Origin of the sequence: Maribacter caenipelagi (genome assembly GCF_004364175.1) — a bacterium.
Taxonomy (GTDB): domain Bacteria; phylum Bacteroidota; class Bacteroidia; order Flavobacteriales; family Flavobacteriaceae; genus Maribacter; species Maribacter caenipelagi.
In genome coordinates this window covers 25,371-46,410 of sequence record NZ_SNZW01000013.1, presented here as the reverse complement: position 1 = coordinate 46,410, position 21,040 = coordinate 25,371, and the positions used below count along the sequence as shown (strand labels likewise).

24 protein-coding genes are annotated in these 21,040 nt (G+C 35.9%); 6 read left to right on the top strand and 18 right to left on the bottom strand.

What is annotated here, in order from left to right:
- Positions 1-9: 9 nt before the first annotated feature.
- The 18 genes from rpsN to rpsL all read right to left on the bottom strand — a co-directional run bounded on the left by rpsN (position 10) and on the right by rpsL (position 9,737).
- On the bottom strand, positions 10-279 hold the full coding sequence (gene rpsN / locus DFQ03_RS05070) for a 30S ribosomal protein S14 (protein ID WP_027064816.1): 270 nt from the start codon (positions 277-279) through the stop codon (positions 10-12).
- A 1-nt stretch (position 280) separates the two neighbouring features.
- Positions 281-832 (bottom strand): 50S ribosomal protein L5, encoded by a 552-nt coding sequence (gene rplE / locus DFQ03_RS05065; RefSeq protein ID WP_036152150.1) that lies wholly within the window; start codon positions 830-832, stop codon positions 281-283.
- A 2-nt stretch (positions 833-834) separates the two neighbouring features.
- Complete coding sequence (gene rplX, locus DFQ03_RS05060) at positions 835-1,149, bottom strand: 50S ribosomal protein L24 (protein ID WP_073242606.1); 315 nt, start codon at positions 1,147-1,149, stop codon at positions 835-837.
- A 13-nt stretch (positions 1,150-1,162) separates the two neighbouring features.
- Complete coding sequence (rplN, locus tag DFQ03_RS05055; RefSeq protein WP_027064819.1) at positions 1,163-1,531, bottom strand: 50S ribosomal protein L14; 369 nt, start codon at positions 1,529-1,531, stop codon at positions 1,163-1,165.
- Between the two features lie 3 nt (positions 1,532-1,534).
- The gene (gene rpsQ / locus DFQ03_RS05050; protein WP_027064820.1) at positions 1,535-1,792 is read right to left on the bottom strand and encodes a 30S ribosomal protein S17; all 258 of its coding nucleotides are present in this window, start codon (positions 1,790-1,792) and stop codon (positions 1,535-1,537) included.
- 12 nt (positions 1,793-1,804) lie between these two features.
- The gene (rpmC, locus tag DFQ03_RS05045) at positions 1,805-1,996 is read right to left on the bottom strand and encodes a 50S ribosomal protein L29 (protein WP_036152146.1); all 192 of its coding nucleotides are present in this window, start codon (positions 1,994-1,996) and stop codon (positions 1,805-1,807) included.
- Between the two features lie 12 nt (positions 1,997-2,008).
- Positions 2,009-2,437 carry a 50S ribosomal protein L16 gene (gene rplP / locus DFQ03_RS05040; protein WP_073242604.1) on the bottom strand — a complete coding sequence of 143 codons (429 nt, stop codon included), beginning with the start codon at positions 2,435-2,437 and terminating at the stop codon, positions 2,009-2,011.
- 19 nt (positions 2,438-2,456) lie between these two features.
- On the bottom strand, positions 2,457-3,173 hold the full coding sequence (rpsC, locus tag DFQ03_RS05035; RefSeq protein WP_027064823.1) for a 30S ribosomal protein S3: 717 nt from the start codon (positions 3,171-3,173) through the stop codon (positions 2,457-2,459).
- A gap of 1 nt (position 3,174) precedes the next feature.
- The gene (gene rplV, locus DFQ03_RS05030) at positions 3,175-3,582 is read right to left on the bottom strand and encodes a 50S ribosomal protein L22 (RefSeq protein WP_036152141.1); all 408 of its coding nucleotides are present in this window, start codon (positions 3,580-3,582) and stop codon (positions 3,175-3,177) included.
- A gap of 3 nt (positions 3,583-3,585) precedes the next feature.
- Positions 3,586-3,864: a 30S ribosomal protein S19 gene (gene rpsS / locus DFQ03_RS05025; protein WP_027064825.1), complete on the bottom strand. Its 279-nt coding sequence runs from the start codon at positions 3,862-3,864 to the stop codon at positions 3,586-3,588.
- Positions 3,865-3,878: 14 nt separating this feature from the next.
- On the bottom strand, positions 3,879-4,703 hold the full coding sequence (gene rplB / locus DFQ03_RS05020) for a 50S ribosomal protein L2 (RefSeq protein ID WP_133672048.1): 825 nt from the start codon (positions 4,701-4,703) through the stop codon (positions 3,879-3,881).
- 9 nt (positions 4,704-4,712) lie between these two features.
- Positions 4,713-5,003 (bottom strand): 50S ribosomal protein L23, encoded by a 291-nt coding sequence (rplW, locus tag DFQ03_RS05015; protein ID WP_073242596.1) that lies wholly within the window; start codon positions 5,001-5,003, stop codon positions 4,713-4,715.
- A 4-nt stretch (positions 5,004-5,007) separates the two neighbouring features.
- Positions 5,008-5,640, bottom strand: a complete 633-nt coding sequence (rplD, locus tag DFQ03_RS05010) for a 50S ribosomal protein L4 (protein WP_133672046.1) — start codon at positions 5,638-5,640, stop codon at positions 5,008-5,010.
- Positions 5,641-5,645: 5 nt separating this feature from the next.
- On the bottom strand, positions 5,646-6,263 hold the full coding sequence (gene rplC / locus DFQ03_RS05005; RefSeq protein WP_073242586.1) for a 50S ribosomal protein L3: 618 nt from the start codon (positions 6,261-6,263) through the stop codon (positions 5,646-5,648).
- Between the two features lie 145 nt (positions 6,264-6,408).
- On the bottom strand, positions 6,409-6,714 hold the full coding sequence (rpsJ, locus tag DFQ03_RS05000; protein ID WP_007094989.1) for a 30S ribosomal protein S10: 306 nt from the start codon (positions 6,712-6,714) through the stop codon (positions 6,409-6,411).
- A gap of 9 nt (positions 6,715-6,723) precedes the next feature.
- Positions 6,724-8,856 (bottom strand): elongation factor G, encoded by a 2,133-nt coding sequence (fusA, locus tag DFQ03_RS04995; protein ID WP_133672045.1) that lies wholly within the window; start codon positions 8,854-8,856, stop codon positions 6,724-6,726.
- A gap of 6 nt (positions 8,857-8,862) precedes the next feature.
- On the bottom strand, positions 8,863-9,339 hold the full coding sequence (gene rpsG, locus DFQ03_RS04990; RefSeq protein ID WP_027064831.1) for a 30S ribosomal protein S7: 477 nt from the start codon (positions 9,337-9,339) through the stop codon (positions 8,863-8,865).
- 23 nt (positions 9,340-9,362) lie between these two features.
- Positions 9,363-9,737 (bottom strand): 30S ribosomal protein S12, encoded by a 375-nt coding sequence (rpsL, locus tag DFQ03_RS04985; RefSeq protein WP_027064832.1) that lies wholly within the window; start codon positions 9,735-9,737, stop codon positions 9,363-9,365.
- A gap of 402 nt (positions 9,738-10,139) precedes the next feature.
- On the opposite strand from rpsL, the gene DFQ03_RS04980 reads away from it, so the two are divergent.
- The 6 genes from DFQ03_RS04980 to rlmB all read left to right on the top strand — a co-directional run bounded on the left by DFQ03_RS04980 (position 10,140) and on the right by rlmB (position 21,036).
- Positions 10,140-13,382: a SusC/RagA family TonB-linked outer membrane protein gene (locus DFQ03_RS04980; RefSeq protein WP_133672043.1), complete on the top strand. Its 3,243-nt coding sequence runs from the start codon at positions 10,140-10,142 to the stop codon at positions 13,380-13,382.
- A 30-nt stretch (positions 13,383-13,412) separates the two neighbouring features.
- A complete protein-coding gene (locus DFQ03_RS04975; protein ID WP_133672041.1) occupies positions 13,413-15,089 on the top strand; it encodes a SusD/RagB family nutrient-binding outer membrane lipoprotein in 1,677 nt (558 codons plus the stop codon).
- A gap of 11 nt (positions 15,090-15,100) precedes the next feature.
- On the top strand, positions 15,101-15,970 hold the full coding sequence (locus DFQ03_RS04970) for a hypothetical protein (RefSeq protein WP_133672039.1): 870 nt from the start codon (positions 15,101-15,103) through the stop codon (positions 15,968-15,970).
- An 84-nt stretch (positions 15,971-16,054) separates the two neighbouring features.
- Positions 16,055-19,426 carry a VCBS repeat-containing protein gene (locus DFQ03_RS04965; RefSeq protein ID WP_133672037.1) on the top strand — a complete coding sequence of 1,124 codons (3,372 nt, stop codon included), beginning with the start codon at positions 16,055-16,057 and terminating at the stop codon, positions 19,424-19,426.
- Between the two features lie 62 nt (positions 19,427-19,488).
- A complete protein-coding gene (locus DFQ03_RS04960; RefSeq protein WP_133672035.1) occupies positions 19,489-20,235 on the top strand; it encodes a hypothetical protein in 747 nt (248 codons plus the stop codon).
- Positions 20,236-20,301: 66 nt separating this feature from the next.
- Positions 20,302-21,036, top strand: a complete 735-nt coding sequence (rlmB, locus tag DFQ03_RS04955; RefSeq protein ID WP_133672033.1) for a 23S rRNA (guanosine(2251)-2'-O)-methyltransferase RlmB — start codon at positions 20,302-20,304, stop codon at positions 21,034-21,036.
- Positions 21,037-21,040: the final 4 nt, after the last annotated feature.

Sequence of the window (21,040 nt, the reverse complement as noted above, 5' to 3'; positions counted from 1 at the left end):
ATTCTAATCTTACCAGCTAGCTTTCTTAACACCTGGTATTAAACCGGCATTAGCCATCTCTCTGAATTTAACCCTTGAAATACCAAAAGTTCTCATGTAACCTTTAGGTCTTCCAGTTAATTTACATCTGTTATGTAAACGTACCGGAGAGGCATTTTTAGGTAGCCTCTGTAACGCTTCATAATCGCCAGCTTCTTTCAAAGCTTTACGTTTTTCAGCATAAACTGCTACAGTTCTTTCCCTTTTTCTCTCACGGGCTTTCATTGATTCCTTAGCCATACTAATTCTTTTTAAAAGGTAAACCTAATTCTGTTAATAATGATTTTGCTTCCTTGTCTGTATCTGCAGAAGTTACAAATGTAATATCCATACCGTTAATTCTATTGATTTTATCAATATTAACTTCAGGAAATATTATTTGCTCTGTCACCCCTAGGTTATAATTTCCACGACCATCAAAACCTGTAGCCTTGATACCTTGAAAATCTCTAACACGTGGTAACGCAGAAGTAACCAAACGATCTAAAAATTCGTACATACGCTCACCTCTTAAGGTAACTTTTGCACCAATTGGCATACCTTTTCTTAACTTAAAGGCAGCAACATCTTTCTTAGACATAGTAGCAACGGCTTTTTGACCCGTTATCATAGTCATTTCATCTATTGCATGGTCAATAAGTTTCTTGTCAGCAACAGCAGCTCCAACACCTCTACTCATTACTATCTTCTCTAACTTAGGAACCTGCATTACATTACTGTAACCAAACTCTTCGGTAAGGGCAGCTACTATTCGCTCCTTATACTCTTTCTTTAATCTTGCAACGTATGCCATAACTAAATTACTTCATTGGATTTTTTGGAAACCCTAACTTTTTTACCATCCTTCATTTCGTAACCTACTCTTGTCACATCTCCAGATTTACTGTCGATCAAGGCTAGATTAGAAATATGGATTAAAGCTTCTTTTTTTACAATACCACCTTGAGGGTTTTTAGCACTAGGCTTCTCATGTTTAGATACCATATTGGCACCTTCAACGATGGCTTTATTTTTCTCAAGATTTACACGCATAACTTTCCCTTCGGTCCCTTTATGGTCACCAGCAGTAATTCTTACCGTATCTCCTGTTTTTATTTTTAACTTTTTCATCTTGTCCGTTATATTATAATACCTCTGGGGCCAATGATACAATCTTCATGAACTGCTTATCCCTAAGCTCTCTTGCTACAGGTCCAAAAACACGAGTACCTCTCATTTCTCCGGCAGGATTCAATAACACACAAGCGTTATCATCAAATCTTATATAAGATCCATCAGGTCTTCTAACCTCTTTCTTTGTACGAACTACAACAGCAGTTGAAACCGCACCCTTCTTGATACCTCCGTTTGGAGTAGCTTCTTTAACAGTAACAACTATTTTGTCACCTATTGAAGCATATCTTCTTTTGGTACCACCAAGAACACGGATAGTTAAAACTTCCTTTGCTCCTGTGTTATCCGCTACTTTTAGTCTAGATTCTTGCTGTAACATAACTTATTTAGCTCTTTCTAAGATTTCTACTAATCTCCAACATTTGGTTTTACTCATAGGTCTTGTTTCCATGATCTTTACAGTATCACCAATGTTACAATCGTTCTTTTCGTCATGTGCAACATATTTCTTTGTCTTCAAAACGAATTTACCGTACATAGGATGTTTTACTCTTTTCACCTCCGCAATAACAATAGATTTCTCCATTTTATTACTAGTGACAACCCCTACTCTTTCTTTTCTTAAATTTCTTTTCTCCATAAAGCCCACCAGTTATTGGTTCTCCCTATTAGTTAATTCAGTAGCTAATCTTGCTACCGTTCTCCTTACTTTTCTAATCTGAAGCGGATTTTCTAACGGAGTTACAAAATGTGCCATTTTCAAATCTGCATGCTGCTTCTTGTACTCGGCCAATTTCTCCGTAAGTCCTTCCACAGACATTTCTTTAATCTCTTGTTTTTTCATTATTCCTTACGTTTAATTTACAGCCTCGTAATCACGAGCTACAATGAATTTTGTCTTAACAGGAAGTTTCTGAGCCGCTAATCTTAAAGCTTCTTTTGCTACTTCCAAAGGAACTCCGGCCACTTCGAACATAATTCTACCTGGCTTAACCACGGCTACGAAATATTCTGGTGCACCCTTACCTTTACCCATACGTACTTCTAATGGTTTTTTGGTAATCGGCTTGTCTGGAAATATTTTAATCCACAATTGACCTTCTCTCTTCATAAATCTAGTAGCAGCAATACGAGCAGCTTCTATTTGGCGTGAAGTCAAAAATGCAGCATCATCAACATTCTTTATACCGAACATACCATTTGAAAGTTGGTGTCCTCTTCCAGCAAGACCTTTCATACGGCCTTTCTGCATCTTACGGAACTTTGTTCTTTTCGGTTGTAACATTACTTTAGTTCTTTAAAAATTACTTTCTACGACGTTGTTTTCTTCCACCCTCTTGCTTACCACCTTTAGAAGAATCTTTTTGCATTCCTACTAATGGAGATAAATCTCTTTTACCATATACCTCACCTTTCATAATCCAAACTTTAATACCAAGTTTACCATATGTAGTTTGAGCTTCCTGTAAAGCATAATCAATATCTGCTCTAAAGGTCGATAATGGAATTCTACCATCTTTATAAGATTCTGAACGTGCCATTTCAGCTCCATTCAATCTACCAGAGATTTGAATCTTTATTCCTTCAGCATTCATACGCATTGCTGCAGCGATTGCCATCTTTATTGCTCTTCTAAAAGAAATTCTACTTTCAATTTGACGAGCTACACTTGCTGCTACTAAATTCGCATCAAGCTCAGGTCTCTTTATTTCAAAGATGTTGATCTGAACCTCCTTATTGGTGATTTTTTTCAACTCCTCTTTTAACTTATCAACTTCCTGACCACCTTTACCAATAATAATACCAGGTCTAGCAGTTGTTACAGTTACAGTGATTAATTTTAGAGTACGTTCAATTATAACTCTTGAAACACTAGCCTTAGAAAGTCTTGCATGAATATACTTACGTATTTTATCATCCTCAGCCAATTTATCTCCGTAATCGTTACCACCATACCAGTTAGACTCCCAACCTCTAATGATTCCTAGACGATTTCCTATTGGATTTGTTTTCTGTCCCATCCTAGTTTTCTGTTATATTTTTTGACCCCAAAACCAATGTAACATGGTTTGAACGTTTTCTAATTCTATGTGCTCTACCTTGTGGAGCAGGACGCAATCTTTTTAACATTGCACCACTATCTACTCTAATCTCAGCTACAATTAAATCAGCATCTTCTAAATTTGCCTCTTCATTTTTTGCCTGCCAATTAGCTAAAGCTGAAAGTAATAATTTCTCTAACTTTCTAGAAGCCTCTTTAGGGTTGAACCTTAAAATAGCTAAAGCTTGCTCTACCTTTACACCACGAATTAAATCTGCAACTAAACGCATTTTTCTAGGTGAAGTAGGACAGTTATTCAACTTAGCGAAAGCTACCATCTTCTTTTCAGCCTTAATTCTTTCGGCCATCTGTTTTTTACGAACTCCCATAGCTTACTTTTTTCCTTTGTTTTTCGCACCTGCATGACCTCTAAAAGATCTTGTTGGTGAAAATTCCCCAAGTTTATGTCCTACCATGTTTTCTGTTACAAAAACAGGTACAAATTGTTTTCCGTTATGAACCGCTATTGTCATCCCAACAAAATCAGGAGTGATCATAGATGCTCTAGACCAAGTTTTGATTACCGCTTTTTTACCGGATGAAACACTTTGCTGGATTTTCTTCTCCAAACTATAGTGAACGTAAGGTCCTTTTTTTAGTGAACGTGCCATTTCTTTCTAGTTTTTTATTTCTTTCTACGTTCTATTATATACTTGTTGGTGCTCTTGGTCTTAGAACGAGTTCTGAATCCTTTAGCAGGTATTCCGTTTCTCGATCTTGGATGACCACCTGAAGCTCTACCTTCACCACCACCCATTGGGTGATCGACAGGGTTCATAGCTACCGGTCTAGTTCTTGGTCTTCTTCCCAACCATCTACTTCTACCAGCTTTACCTGATACAAGCAATTGATGATCCGAATTAGATATTGCACCAATCGTTGCCATACAACCAGAAAGAATTAATCTAGTTTCCCCAGATGGCATTTTAACCGTAACAAACTTACCGTCTTTCGCCATAAGTTGAGCAAATGTACCAGCACTACGAGCCATAACAGCTCCTTGACCAGGTCTTAACTCAATACACGAAATTATAGTTCCTAAAGGAATCTCACTTAATGGTAATGCATTACCAATCTCAGGCGCAACAGCAGATCCAGCAGAAACCTGCTGATCAACCTGCAAACCATTCTGTGCGATTACATAACGCTTCTCACCATCTGCATATTCCAAAAGAGCAATAAATGCAGTTCTATTTGGATCGTACTCTATAGTTTTAACAGTAGCAAGCACATCTTGCTTGTCTCTCTTAAAATCTATTACACGATACCTTCTTTTATGACCCCCACCTTTTTGGCGTATGGTCATTTTTCCTTGACTGTTTCTACCTCCGGACTTTTTTAACGGAGCAAGCAAGCTCTTCTCCGGCTTATCAGCAGTAATGGCGTCAAATCCATTTACTACTCTAAAACGCTGTCCTGGAGTGATTGGTTTTAATTTTCTAACTGACATTTCTTGTCTTTATAGATTACTGTAAAAATCGATAATATCACCTTCTACAACATCAACAATCGCTTTTTTAATAGCATTTGTTTTTCCATGCTGCACACCAGTTTTTGTATATCTGGATTTTCTTGTAGGACCGTAATTCATTGTACGTACCTTCTTCACAGAAACACCATAAGTAGCTTCAACCGCATCTTTAATCTGCAACTTGTTAGCCTTAGGGTCAACTACGAATCCATAACGGTTATTCAACTCGCTATCAGCAGTCATTTTTTCCGTTATAATTGGTTTTATCAACACACTCATGATATTATTGTTTATTTAAATTCGATTCAATTCCTTCCAAAGAGCTCTCTAACAATACCACACTATTAGCATGAAGAATTTTATAAGTACTTAATTCTGAGTTAGTTATAACTTCAGAGCCTTTAAAATTACGCGAAGACAAATATACACCTTTATTTGAATCACCCAACACTATTAAAGATTTTTTATTCTCAAGACCTAATGTCTTTAAAACATCAATAAAATCTTTAGTTTTTGGAGTGTCAAAATCAAAGTCTTCAACTACTAAAATCGCATTTTCTTTAGACTTCAAAGTCAATGCTGATTTTCTTGCCAAACGCTTTAAATTTTTGTTTAACTTTTGAGTATAATCCTTAGGTCTAGGGCCAAATATTCTACCACCACCTCTAAAGATTGGTGATTTTATACTACCTGCTCTAGCAGTACCTGTACCTTTTTGTTTCTTAATCTTTCTAGTACTACCAGCGATCTCAGCTCTCTCCTTAGCTTTGTGCGTACCTTGTCTCTGATGAGCTAAATACTGCTTAACATCTAGGTAAACTGCGTGATCATTAGGCTCTATAGCGAAAACATCATCAGAAAGGTTTGCCTTTCTACCTGTGTCTTTTCCTTTAATATCTAAAACTGCTATTTTCATTACATCTACCTTTGTATGGTTACATAAGCATTCTTATGGCCCGGAACACAACCTTTTACTACTAAAAGATTCTTTTCCGGAACTACTTTTAAAACTCTAAGGTTCTGAACCGTTACACGATCAGTACCCATTCTACCGGCCATTTTCATACCTTTAAAAACTCTAGCAGGATATGATGCAGCACCAATAGAACCAGGAGCTCTAAGTCTGTTATGCTGACCATGGGTTGCTTGACCAACCCCAGCGAAACCGTGACGCTTTACTACACCTTGAAAACCTTTACCCTTAGATGTTCCAATAACATCTACGAATTGTCCTTCAACGAAAACATCAACACCAACAGTGTCACCTAATTTAAACTCACCTTCAAAATCTCGGAATTCAACGACTTTTTTCTTAGGAGAAGCACCTGCTTTTTTAAAATGGCCTAATTCAGCCTTAATAGCACGACTTTCTGCCTTGTCATCGAAACCAAGTTGAAGGGCACTATACCCGTCAACCTCTTCGGTTCTGACTTGGGTAACTACACATGGCCCAGCTTGAATAACGGTACATGGAATGTTTTTTCCATTCTCGTCAAAAATACTGGTCATGCCTACTTTCTTTCCTATTAACCCAGACATACTTATTTATATTAATTATTACTTATTAAATTCTTTTCAAAAAAATAGGGTCAAAATAATTTAACCCTAAATTATTTTTTCCGTTTTTCCCTCGCACGCAGCTTAGGACATGTAGCCAAACCCAATAATAGGTCAAACAGTGAAATTACACCTTAATCTCTACTTCAACACCACTTGGAAGCTCTAACTTCATAAGTGCATCAATAGTTTTAGATGAAGAGCTATAGATATCCAATAATCTCTTATAAGAACTTAATTGGAACTGCTCTCTCGATTTTTTATTCACGTGCGGTGAACGCAATACTGTAAATATCTTTTTATGTGTTGGTAAAGGAATTGGCCCTGTTACAACAGCACCGGTAGTCTTCACCGTTTTTACAATCTTCTCAGCAGACTTATCCACCAAATTGTGATCGTAAGATTTAAGTTTTATTCTAATTTTCTGACTCATGTCCTAAATTTATGCTGTTATACCTTTTGCTGCTTTGATAACTTCCTCTGAAATATTAGAAGGAGTTTCTGCATAGTGTGAAAATTCCATTGTTGAAGTTGCACGACCTGAAGATAATGTTCTAAGAGAAGTAACATACCCAAACATTTCAGATAATGGCACCGTACCCTTAACAACTTTTGCTCCAGCTCTATCGCTCATATCACCAATAGTACCTCTACGTCTATTTAAATCTCCAACGATATCGCCCATGTTTTCTTCAGGAGTAATAACTTCCAATTTCATTATAGGCTCCATAATTACAGCACCGGCAGCTTTACCTGCAGCTTTGTAACCCATTTTAGCAGCCAATTCAAACGAAAGAGCATCTGAATCCACAGGGTGAAAAGAACCATCCTTAAGTACAACTTTCATTGAATCCATTTCATATCCAGCTAAAGGACCATTTTGCATAGCAATGGAAAATCCTTTTTCAACTGATGGTATAAATTCTTTTGGAATACGTCCACCTTTAATCTCATCAACAAACTGAAGTCCTTCTCCTTCGAAATCCTCATCAGCAGGACCCATTTCAAATACGATATCACCAAATTTACCACGACCACCAGATTGCTTCTTATAAGTTTCTCTGTGTCCAGCCGTTTTAGTTAATGCCTCTTTGTATTCTACCTGAGGTTCACCTTGACTAACTTCAACCTTAAATTCTCTTCTTAAACGATCAACAATGATATCTAAGTGAAGCTCACCCATACCAGATATAATTGTTTGCCCTGAAGCTTCATCAGTTTTTACTTGGAAAGTAGGATCCTCTTCAGCCAATTTAGCTAAAGCCATACCTAATTTATCAACATCTGCTTTTGTCTTAGGCTCTACAGCAATACCAATTACCGGTTCCGGGAAGTCCATGCTTTCCAAAACAATTGGGTGCTTTTCATCAGACATGGTATCGCCAGTCTTAATATCCTTAAAACCAACCGCCGCACCAATATCACCTGCTTCGATAAAATCGATGGCATTTTGCTTATTGGAATGCATTTGGTAAATACGAGAAATACGTTCTTTTTTACCTGAACGATTGTTCAATATATAAGATCCAGCATCTAAACGACCAGAATACGTTCTAAAGAATGCCAATCTACCTACGAAAGGATCGGTAGCAATCTTAAATGCTAAAGCCGAAAAAGGCTCTTTAACACTAGGCTTACGTTTTTCAACAGCACCTGTATCAGGATTTGTTCCTTCGATATCATCCTTATCTACTGGAGAAGGTAAATATCTACACACAGCATCCAACAAAAACTGAACACCTTTATTCTTAAATGAAGAACCACAAATCATAGGTATGATTGCACGATCCATAACAGCAGCTCTTAAAGCAGCGTGTACTTCATCTTCAGTGATAGAATCTTCGTCTTCGAAGAATTTTTCCATCAACTCCTCATCATATTCCGCAACAGCTTCAATTAAGGCAGCTCTATATTCCTTAACCTCGGCTTTCATATCCTCAGGAATTTCAATCACATCAAAAGTAGCTCCGAAACCTTCTTCGTGCCATGTAATCGCTCTATTCTTAGCTAAATCAACTATACCTCTAAAATCAGCTTCGTCACCGATAGGAAGTACAATTGGAACTGCATTAGAACCTAACATTTCCTTAACCTGTTTACAAACCATAAGAAAATTAGAACCCTGACGGTCCATCTTGTTCACAAAACCTATTCTTGGAACCTTATAGTTATCGGCCAATCTCCAGTTAGTTTCTGACTGAGGCTCAACACCATCAACAGCACTAAACAAAAAGACCAAACCATCCAAAACACGTAAAGAACGATTCACCTCTACGGTAAAATCAACGTGACCTGGAGTATCTATTATATTAAAGTGATAATCCTTTGTATCAGGCAATTCTTTTGCATTTTCCAAAGGAAACTTCCATGTACATGTAGTAGCAGCAGAAGTAATCGTAATACCTCTTTCTTGCTCCTGCTCCATCCAATCCATAGTAGCGGCACCATCATGAACCTCACCTATCTTATGACTTACACCCGTATAAAAAAGTATACGTTCTGTCGTAGTAGTCTTACCAGCATCAATATGCGCAGCAATACCTATATTTCTTGTATATTTTAAATCTCTTGCCATGTCTATTTAGAATCTAAAGTGCGAAAATGCTTTGTTTGCCTCAGCCATCTTGTGCGTATCCACTCTTTTCTTAACAGCTGCACCTTCTTCTTTAGCAGCAGCTAAAATCTCTCCAGCCAATTTTTGAGCCATACCTTTTTCGTTACGTTTTCTTGCATAACTAATCAACCACTTCATAGCTGTTGATATTTTACGGTCTGGCCTAATCTGCATTGGAATTTGAAATGTTGCACCACCAACTCTTCTACTTCTAACTTCAACGTGAGGCATAACATTACTCAATGCATCTTTCCAAAGCTCTAAAGCTGTCTTCTCTTCATCAGTCTTCTTTGCATCTACAATATCAATTGCATCGTAAAAAACACCAAAAGCAACTGATTTCTTACCATCCCACATCATCATATTGACGAAACGTGTCACCAATTGATCGTTAAATCTTGGATCCGGTAAAAGTGGTCTTTTCTTTGCCTGTCTTTTTCTCATTACTTCCTTTTAAACAAGTTTAATTAATTCTTAGGGCGTTTTGCACCATATTTAGATCTACGCTGTGTTCTACCGGCCACACCTGCTGTGTCCAATGCACCACGTACAATATGATACCTTACTCCTGGTAAATCTTTAACTCTTCCGCCTCTTACTAATACTATCGAGTGCTCTTGAAGATTGTGACCCTCTCCTGGAATGTAAGCATTCACTTCCTTACCGTTAGTTAACCTAACCCTTGCTACTTTTCTCATAGCTGAATTTGGTTTCTTTGGCGTGGTAGTATAAACACGTGTACAAACACCCCTTCTCTGAGGACACGAATCTAAAGCAGCCGATTTACTCTTCTTAGTAATCGTCTCTCTTCCTATTCGTACTAATTGTGATATTGTTGGCATACTATTAATGATATATAAAAATTACCCCTACTTTAAGGGTCGGCAAATGTAGTAATATTTCAGTAAAATTCAAACCAAGTTAGATTTATTTTTATTTTTTTTTAAATCAACCATATTTAAGCGTAAAACATAACTACTAAAACCTCTAGAACATTTTGATAACCACGTAACAAATACCTTACTATTTTCAATTTGAATTAAATGCAAGTTTTTCAGAGTTTTTATGCAGAATTATGAATATGATAAAAAAAACCCTAAACAATTATATAACTTTAAATATCGATCATGTTTAATCTGTAACTTCTGATTTTATACCAACTTCTTAAAGTTTTATTAAATTTATCTTGCATTATTAACACATTATTGTGAAGTTTGTCGCTAGCTAATTCAAATAATTTAAAAATGAGAACAAAACTAAATGGATTGTTAACGCTACTTTTAGCGTTAGTTGTGCATATTTCTTTTGCACAGCAAAAAACAGTATCCGGAACGGTTACTGATCAGGGAGGGCTTCCTTTGCCCGGGGTTAACATTGTAGTTGAAGGTACCACTACAGGTACACAAACTGATTTTGATGGCAACTACTCAATTATGGCCTCCCAAGGCGAAACACTATTATTTACTTACATCGGTCAGAAAGCCGTAAGAAAATCGGTTGGTGCCGGTAGTACTGTTAGCGTACAGATGGAAGAAGACGCTCAAGCACTTGAAGAAGTGGTTGTTACCGCCCAAGGTATTAAGCGTGAGAAAAAAGCTTTAGGTTTTGCAGTTTCATCTGTAGACGAAGAAGATTTAGAATCTCGTTCTGAAGGTGATGTTGCCCGTGTGTTATCAGGTAAAGCATCTGGTGTACAGATTACTGCTGCTGGTGGTATGTCTGGTTCTGCAACTAACGTTGTAGTTAGAGGTTTAAGCTCCTTTAGTGGAAGTAACCAAGCTCTTTTTGTTGTCGATGGTGTACCTTTTAGTAGTGATACTAATGCACAAGATACAAATGGTGGTGGTTCTAACTTTTTAACAGGTAACACTGGTTCTTCAAGATTTTTAGATTTAGATCCAAACAACATTGCAAAAATTGAAGTACTGAAAGGTCTTGCCGCTGCAACACTTTACGGTTCACAAGGTAAGAACGGTGTAATCCTTATTACTACTAAAGCAGGTTCTGCCGTTGGTGGAAAAAAGAAAACAGAAATAACTGTTAATCAATCTTATTTTGTTAATGAATTCGCTTCATTACCTGATTACCAAGATGAATATGGTAATGGATTTGACCAAGCATTCGGTTGGTTCTTTAGTAACTGGGGACCTAGCTTTGAAGAAAGTGGTCTTTCAGGTTGGGGTAGACAAGCCGCAATCGACGAGAACGGTACTTTAGAACACCCTTACAGTACTACGTCTGTAAGAGCGACCAGAGATGCATTTCCTGAATTTCAAGGAGCAAGATATGATTGGAAACCTTACAATTCTGTTGAAGAATATTTCAAACCAGGTTCAGTTAGTTCAACTTCTGTAAACATTAATGGTGCTTCTGAAGACGGAAACACAACTTTCAATGCAAACTTCGGATTCTTAGATGATGAATCTTTTATTCCTGGAAACGGTTTAACAAGAGCTAATGTATCTCTTGGTGGTAGATCAAAATTATCTAATAGATTCACAGTATCTGGAGCGATGAACTATTCTAGAACTGATTATAGCTCACCTCCAATTGCAGCAAGTGAAGGTAACGGTACTACTGGGCTATCAATTTTTGGTAATATTTACTTTACACCAAGAAGTGTTGATTTATTAGGCTTACCTTATCAAAACCCAATTGATGGTTCTAGTGTTTACTATAGAAACGGTAATGATATCATCAACCCACGTTGGACTGCAAACAATGCAAAATACTCTCAGTTGACTACACGTGTTTTCTGGAATGCATCAGTACAATATGACATTAACGATAATCTTAACATGACCTATAGAGCCGGTTTAGATTATTACAATGAAAGAAACGAACAATATTCTAACAAAGGTGGTGTTGAATTTACAAGTGCCATTTTCGGTTTCTTAAACACATATGATAACAACAATACTATCTGGGATCACTACTTAGCTTTAAATGGTAATTATGATTTATCAGAAAAGTTAGGAATGTCTTTCAACGTAGGCGCAACAACTAGGTCAACTACATTTGACCAATCTGGTGTTGCTAGTACAGGTCAAATAGTATTTGATATTCAAAGACATTTCAACTACGCAAACCAGTCTCCTATTCAATATACTGAAAAAAGAAACATTGCTGGTCTTCTTGGTCAAGTGACTTTAGATTATGACAATATGTTATTCTTAACAGCATCTACTAGAACTGACTGGGTTTCTAACCTTACGACAGCAAACAATAGCCAAACATATCCGAGTGCAAGCGCATCTTTCTTACCTACTGCCGCATGGCCAGGTATTAAATCTGAAAAAGGACTTAATTTCTTAAAATTGAGAGCTGGTTTAGGTCAGTCTGCAACATTCCCAACAGCATACCCTACGGTAAGCGTTGTTGAGCAGAACACTCAGGTTTATGGTGAAGGTGGTGAAGTTACTACGAATCAAGTTGCTGGTTTTAAAGCAAATCCTGATTTAAAGCCTGAATTACTTTCTGAATTTGAAGTAGGTTTTGAATCTAAGTTTTTTAGCAATAGAGTTTCTTTAGATTTCACATATTTCGATAGAACTACAAAAGATCTTATCGTAAGAGAACCTCTTTCTCCTTCAACTGGGTTTACTTTCACACAAAGTAATGTTGGTAAAATAGAAGGTGACGGTATTGAAATTGATTTAGGTGTTGACTGGGTAAGAAGTGATGATTCAAGTGGATTCAACTGGAATACAAGAGCTAACTTTACTAAAAACAAATTTATCGTAACAGAGCAAGAACAAGATATAATTATATACGCTGGTAGCTCTACTTTATCTGTAGGTGGTAACGCAGCAATAAAAGGTGAACAACTAGGTGCTATTGTTGGTGATGCAATTGCAAGAGATGCTGATGGTAATTTCTTAATTGACGATGGTGGTGATTATGTTACTACTGAAGTTGATATTAACGGAAACGTACCTGTAATTGGTAACCCAAATCCTGATTATATCATGAACATTATAAACTCTTTTTCATATAAAAATTGGAATTTAGGTTTTCAAATTAGTCATATCAAAGGTGGTGATATTGTTTCTAACACTATTGGAACTCTATTAGGTAGAGGTTTAATTACTGAAACTCTTGATAGAGAAAATACCTATATTCTACCTGGTGTTTCTCAAAGTACTGGTGAAGTAAACAATAAGCAGATAAACAACTCTACTTATTACTTCAACAATATTTTATTTGGCCCTACTGAGTTAAAAGTTTATGATGCTTCGGTATTACGTTTACAAGAACTTTCTTTAGGATATACTTTCCCTGCTAAAGCGTTAGAAAGAACTCCTTTCGGTTCATTAACAATAACTGCTCAAGGTTTTAATTTGTGGTTTGATGCTTATAACACACCTGACGGTGCTAATTTCGACCCTAATATTCAAGGAGCAGGTGTTGGTAACTCTCAAGGTTTTGACTTTATTAACGGTCCAAGTTCTAAAAGATATGGAGTTAGTATTAAAGCATCCTTTTAATAATTGCTAAAATTAATTAATAGAAATATTATGAAAAAAATAATTAAATATATAACCGTTGTTTTTACCGCAGGAGTGCTATTCAACTCTTGTGAAACAACAGACCTTGATCTTAGGACTAGCCCTAACGATCTTGCCTCTGATCAAGCAGATCCTAATTTGCTGTTGAATTCAATTCAATTAGCATATGTAGCTAATATGTACACAATCAATGATTTGGGTTCAGAATTAACTAGAATTGATTACATGTTCGGACGTACATACTTTAATAACTATCCTGGTGACACATTTGATGATATCTGGGAGCGTCTATACAGTAGTACCGATGGTAACAATGATGTTTTTACGAACACAGTTGATTTAGGTATTTTTCCTAACGTAGCTAATCTTAAAGAAATAGATGCTATAACAGATACAGATTACACATTCCATATTGCCGTTGGTCAAACTTTAAAGGCACACATGCTTTTATTACTAACTGATTATTTAGGTAAAGCTACTTTAAGCGAAGCCGGTAACCCTGCTGAATTCCCTGCTCCTTTATTGGATGATGGTCAAGATGTTTACACAGGAGCATTAGCGTTATTAAGCGAAGCAGAAGCTTTGTTCGCAGCAGATCCTGCTACACAAGGTGGTGAAGATTTCTTTTACGGTGGCGACACTGAAAATTGGATCAAGCTAATCAATACTATTAGGTTAAAGGCTGCTATTACTACTGGTGACACAAGTACTTTTAATTCTATTATAGCAGGAGGTGATTACATTTCTGATTCTTCTGAGGATTTTCAATGGCAATATGGGTCAAGAGATTTACAACCAGATACACGTCACCCAGACTATGCTGATGATTATACAAGCAGTGGTGCTAACATTTACCAATCTAACTGGTTAATGAACAATATGTTGGTTAAAAATGATCCTAGAATTAGATACTACTTCTACCGTCAACAAGAGGCTACACCAGGTGCAGCCGGTGAACCGGCAAGCGAAGAAACATTAGCTTGTTCTCTAGCAACAGCTCCTCCACATTATGATGGATTTATCTATTGTTCTGTACCTAATGGATATTGGGGAAGATCTCATGGTAACAATGAAGGAACGCCTCCAGACAACTTCTTAAGAACTGCAGTTGGGGTATATCCAGCAGCAGGTAGATTTGACGACAGTAGTTTCGGTGAAGTTGGTCTAGGCCTAGGTGGCGGAGGTGCTGGTATTGAGCCAATCATTTTAGCTTCTTATGTTGATTTCTGGCAGGCTGAAGTTGCAACATCTGCAGCTGCAAAAGCAACGTTTTTAGAGGCCGGTATGACGAAATCAATTGAAAAGGTTCAAAGTTTCGGTTCCCTAGATTCTGGAGCAGATTTATCTGTAGCTCCTTCGGAGAATGATGTAACTACCTACATTGACGGAATTGTTGCTGATTTTTCAGCTGCTACTGGAGATGACCAAACCAACATTTTAGCTGAACAATATTGGATAGCTCTATACGGTGGTGGTGTTGAAGCATATAACTACTATAGAAGAACAGGTTTTCCTACTACACTAGATCCAAGCTGGGAAGCAAACCCTGGATCTTTTCCAAGGTCATTTTTATATCCTCAAACAGAGGTTATTACGAACTCAAATGTTTCGCAGAAATCTGATTTATCAACTCAAGTATTTTGGGATACTAATCCAGCCGGACCAGCTTTCCCATCTGCTAACTAAAAATTAAGAAAATGAAAATAAACAATAAAATATTAGGCGCTATCATAGGTGTTTCCTCGCTACTAATAATATCATGTGATGATGACGGCGGTAAAGTAATAGATGAGGTATTTGCAGAAACCACCAGAGGTGCTGTTTTAAGAACTATTGAATCTGGCGGTATTTTAGATCGTTTTGACACATCTACTAGTTATGCGTTTACCATAGAAGAGCAAGACTATGAAGATGGCGATTTAATGGAAAAAGTTGATCTTTATTTAAGTTTTGAGGATAATACCCCTGCGAACGGAGATTCAACGGTAGATGAAATTTTAATTGAAACATTTTTGCCAGCAGATTTTACCGATGGTGAATTTGGATTACCAAGAGTGAGCTATGAAACAACCTTAGCTAACGCTTTATCTCAATTAGGTTTAGTTGAAGGTGAATTTGATGGTGGAGACGCTATTCAATTTCGTTTAATCTTAACCTTAACGGATGGTAGATCTTTTACAAATGATGATAGTACCGGTACAATTACAGGTTCTTTCTATAATGCACCTTTCTTTTATAATCCAATTATTAAATGTATTCCTCCTGCACCAGTTGCCGGTGAATACACGATTACATTAGAAGATAGTTATGGTGATGGGTGGAACGGCGCATCTATTGATGTTGTAATAGATGGTGTTGAAACCTCTTACACACTTGCAAGTGGTGCTGCTGGAACTGAAACATTTACTGTTCCTGAAGGAACTACTGAATTTACATTAGCCTTCTCATCAGGTGACTGGGATAGTGAAGTTACTTATGAAATAGAAGCTCCAACTGAAGAACTAGCTCTTTCAGACGGCCCTAGTCCAACTGTTGGTATTCAAACTTTGAATATCTGTGGCGGGTAGTCTAAGTAATATTTAAATTATTCAATAGCTGCCTTATTAATTTAGGGCAGCTATTTTTTTTATTATAATTTTAATTACCCCAGTATGACATATCCTTTAAAAACCATAAGCAATAACATATTATTAAAAGCCATTTTAGGTATATGTACTACAATTGTAATGTCCTGCTCTGAAAACAAAAAAGACATTTTGGTAGAAACCTATAACGATCAACTAAAGGATTATAAAATTTTTGAAAGTATCCCAAGTGAGAAAAGTAAAATTGTTTTCAGCAACGACCTTGTCGAAAATATAGAAACCTATGATAACGTTTTTAATTTTGATTACTTCTACAACGGTGCAGGTGTAGGTGTGGAAGACATCAACAATGATGGGTTATTAGATATTTTCTTTTCAGGAAACCAAGTTGAGAACAAACTGTATTTAAATAAGGGTAATTTTGAATTTGAAGATATCTCTGTCAATGCAGGTATTAATTTCAATAAAAAATGGAGCAATGGCGTTACCTTTGTTGATATTAACAATGATGGATGGCAAGATATCTATATCTCTCAAGGCGGACCAAATAATAGAAGCAACAGAAGCAATTTACTTTATATTAATAATAAGAATAATACTTTCTCTGAACAAGCGAAAGAATATGGTCTAGATGATCCTGGAATATCTACTCAAACAGTTTTTTTTGATTATGATAAAGATGGTGATCTTGATTGTATCGTAATGAACGAAAATGAGCTATATGGATTAGACCCTATTTCTCTTCTTAAAACAGTTAAAACTAATACAGAAACCAAATACTTCAATAGTAGTCACTTCTACAAAAATATTGATGGAATATATGTTGATGTAACTAAAGAAGTAGGCTTAGAAAACCCCATATTTGGTTTGGGATTATGTGTCTCTGACATAAATGATGATGGCTATTTAGACATATATATTTCTAGCGACTACTACTTACCTGACGCGCTATATCTAAACAATAAGAATGGTAGTTTTAAAAACTCAGTAAAAGATCTTACCCAACATATTTCATTTTATGGTATGGGTTTAGATATTGCTGATATCAACAATGATAATTTACAGGACATATTTGTTTTAGATATGGCTTCTAGCGACCATTTTAGAGCCAAAACACTTATGGCCTCTATGAGTACCGATAGGTTTAATTACCTAACTACTACTGCCGGATTTCAATACCAATACATGTACAATTCGCTTCAATTGAATTTAGGCAAAAATCACTACTCGAACATATCTCAACTTACGTCGATGGCAAGCTCAGATTGGAGCTGGTCTGTTTTAATGTCTGATTATGATAATGACGGATTAAAAGATGTTTTTATCACCAATGGCTATAGAAAATATGCCCTAGACAATGATTTTCAGAACAAAGTATACAAAACTAAAGTAAAATATAAAGGCAATATACCTAATAAAATAAAGCAACAGTTATATGATGAAATGCCATCAGAGAGCTTAAGCAACCTAATGTATAAAAATGAGGGCAACCTAAACTTTAAAGAGAAAGCTAATGAATGGGGATTAGAAGAATTAACTTTTAGTAATGGTGCTGCACAAGGAGATTTTGATAATGATGGTGACCTGGATTTAATCATCAACAATATAGATCAGAAGGCTTTATTATATAAAAATAACACTGTAGAACATAGCCAAGGAAACTTTCTAAAAGTAAGCACCGAAAGTATAACAACAGAATCCTTTGCTAAAATTACCATCTCATATGATAATAAAAATCAATATGAGGAAATAAAAAGAGTTAGAGGGTATATGTCTTCTCAAGAAAATGCTGCGCATTTTGGAATAGGAACTTCTACCATTATAGATACTGTAAAAATCGAATGGCCCAGCGGTAAAATTGCATACAAATACAATGTGCCAGCAAATTCCTTCCTTACTTTCTCAGAGAAAAACGCAACTTCATTAGAAAATTCAACCTCAATAGCCAGTGAACCTTATTTTACTAACAAAAGCAAAAATGGGTTTAACTTAGAATACTCGCATAAAGAAACCACCTACGATGATTTCGAACAAGAGATACTTTTACCTTACAAACAATCAAATACAGGACCGTTTATATCAAAAGGAGATATTAATGGAGATGGAAAAGAAGATTTCTATATAGGAGGAGGATCCGGACAGTCAGGTACCTTATACGTACAAAGTGAAAGTGGTTTTGTTAACCATACTCCAAAATCTTTTCAATTAGATAAGGGTAAAGAAGATGCCGAATCAATATTCTTTGATTTTGACAATGATAACGACTTAGATCTTTATGTAGTAAGTGGTGGTAATGAATATGGAGAAAATTCATCTTATTACGCTGATAGATTATATATTAATAATGGAAAAGGCGACTTTCAAAAATTAGATACACCGGTTTTAAATTCATTTCCAAAGAGCGGTAAATCGGTGACAATTATAGATTTTGACCAAGATGGCGATAATGATATTTTGGTAGGAAACAGAATTATACCACATAACTATCCAAAATTTAGTCCTTCAATCCTTTATGAAAATGACAATGGCATATTAAAAAATGTAACTCAAGATATTGTACCTGAATTGGAAACTTTCGGGTTGGTGAATAGTATAATAACTACAGATTTTAACAATGATGGCTGGCAAGATTTTATTGCGGTTGGAGAGTGGACACCAATAGGGATCTTTGAAAACAAAAATGGTAAATTTAATCTTCTTTCTACCCAAGAAACAGCACTTAACACCAAAGGGTGGTGGTTTAAAGTAAAAGAAACGGATGTAAACAATGATGGAAACAAAGATTACATTATTGGAAACGTGGGCAAAAACATAAAGTTCACAGCAAGCGAGGATAAACCATTCAGAATATATTCAGATGATTTTGATAATGATGGCATAAATGATGTAGTCTTAAGTAAAAAATATCACGAGACCTATGTTCCCGTAAGAGGAAGGGAATGTTCATCGCAACAAATGCCATTTATTAAAGAAAAATTCACCACATATAATGATTTTGCAAATGCGACTATGGAAGATATCTACGGTGAAAAGTTAAAAGATTCATATTCTAATGAAGCTACAGAGTTCAACTCTATTCTACTTTTAAACAAAGGCAATAATAATTTTGAGAAGATTACTTTACCTAACGAAGCTCAATTATTTCCAACATTAGCGATATCACTATTCGACTTAAACAATGACGGATTTGAAGATTGCGTTATATCTGGCAACATATATGAAACTGAAGTTGAAACCCCAAGACTAGATGCTATATCTGGCTTAGCATTAATCTCAAATAGAAAAGATGGTTATACCCCAGCAACTATGCAAAAAACTGGTCTCTACTTAAAAGGAAACGCAAAAAGTATGGAATCACTAAAATTTAATGACCACACCTTACTTATTGTGGGTTTTAATAATGACAAACTGAGAACATTCGAATTAACAAAAAATTAAACATACTGAATATAAGAGGTTTAAAAATTATATTTAATTTAAACATCTTAAACAACCACACCATGAAAAAAATAATTCTATTCGCTATAACAGTAATAGCAAGTACAACTTTACAAGCACAATATTCGGGGCAAGTACCTACTAATTTAGGTGGAGCAAGCCAAAATGCCGCTGCAGGAGCGGTTATATCTAATTTCTTAGGCCCGGTAAACGAGGCCTATCAAAAAAGACGTGAAATAGATTTAGACAAATTTCAAGGTTCGCCATACACTTCTAATACTTTCGCACCAACAGTTTTAAAATATAATGATGAAGTAGTCGGTGCCATATACTACAGATACAATGCACTAAACGAGGAAATTGAAATAAAAAAAACGTCTTCGGAAGATGAAGCATATCAAGCATTGGTTAAAGACAAAGAAATTAGCCTTCTCATAAATTCAAAACCGTTAAGTTTTAAAACTTTTGTTACAGAAAAAAATTCTACTATAAACGGCTATTTATCTCTTATACAAAAAGGTAGTAAATATGATTTATATGAAAGAACTCTTGTGAAATTTACCGAAGGTCAACCTGCTCAAAATTCATTTGTCGCAGCAGTACCGAGCAGATTTACAAAATTTACAGAATTCTATTTTCAAAAAAATGGTGTAAATAGAATTGACCAAATTCCTCAAAAAAATAAAAAACTTATCAAATTAGTCGATGAGTCTAAACGAGAAGAGCTTAAAGTATTTTTGAAAGAAAGTAATTTGAACATAAAGTCTGAACAAGATTTAATTAAAGTTTTTGATTATTTAAATAGCTAAAATTTTAAATCTTAATATTTAAAACCGCCCAACAATTGTTGGGCGGTTTTTATTTACCTTTGCCCCATGCAAAAAACCACTCAAATTTATGGCTTAAGAGCCATTATAGAAGCTGTCAATTCAAATGAAGAGATAGACAAGGTATTTCTTCAAAAAGGTCTTAAAGGAGACCTTATGAAAGAACTGGAAGGTTTATTGCGTCGTAATGAAATCAATATGGTCTATGTACCTATTGAAAAATTGAACAGGCTTACCAAAAGTAATCACCAAGGTGCGGTTGCCAACATCTCCCCTATTGCATTTCATACCCTTGAAGATTTGGTTGAAAAAGCAAATGCAAAAGAAGGTCCTGCTTTATTTTTATTACTTGACCAACTTTCTGACGTACGTAATTTCGGAGCAATAATTAGAACGGCAGAATGTACCGGTGTCGATGGTATTATCGTTCAAAAGAAAGGTGCCGCCCCAGTAACCGCAGATACTATAAAAACTTCTGCCGGTGCTGCCTATAGAGTTCCAATTGCAAAAGTTGACCATTTAAAAGATGCTGTTTTCTATTTACAGGCATCAGATATTAAAATCGTATCGGCTACCGAGAAAACAGACGATTCTGTTTATGATGTTCCTTTTACCGATTCTATCGCAATAGTAATGGGCGCCGAAGATCGTGGTATTACACCTTCTATATTAAAAGCTTCAGATTATAGAGCTAAGCTGCCACTACTTGGAGAGATAGAATCGTTAAACGTTTCTGTTGCTTGTGCTGTATTCTTATACGAAGCGGTACGCCAACGTTTGTAACTCA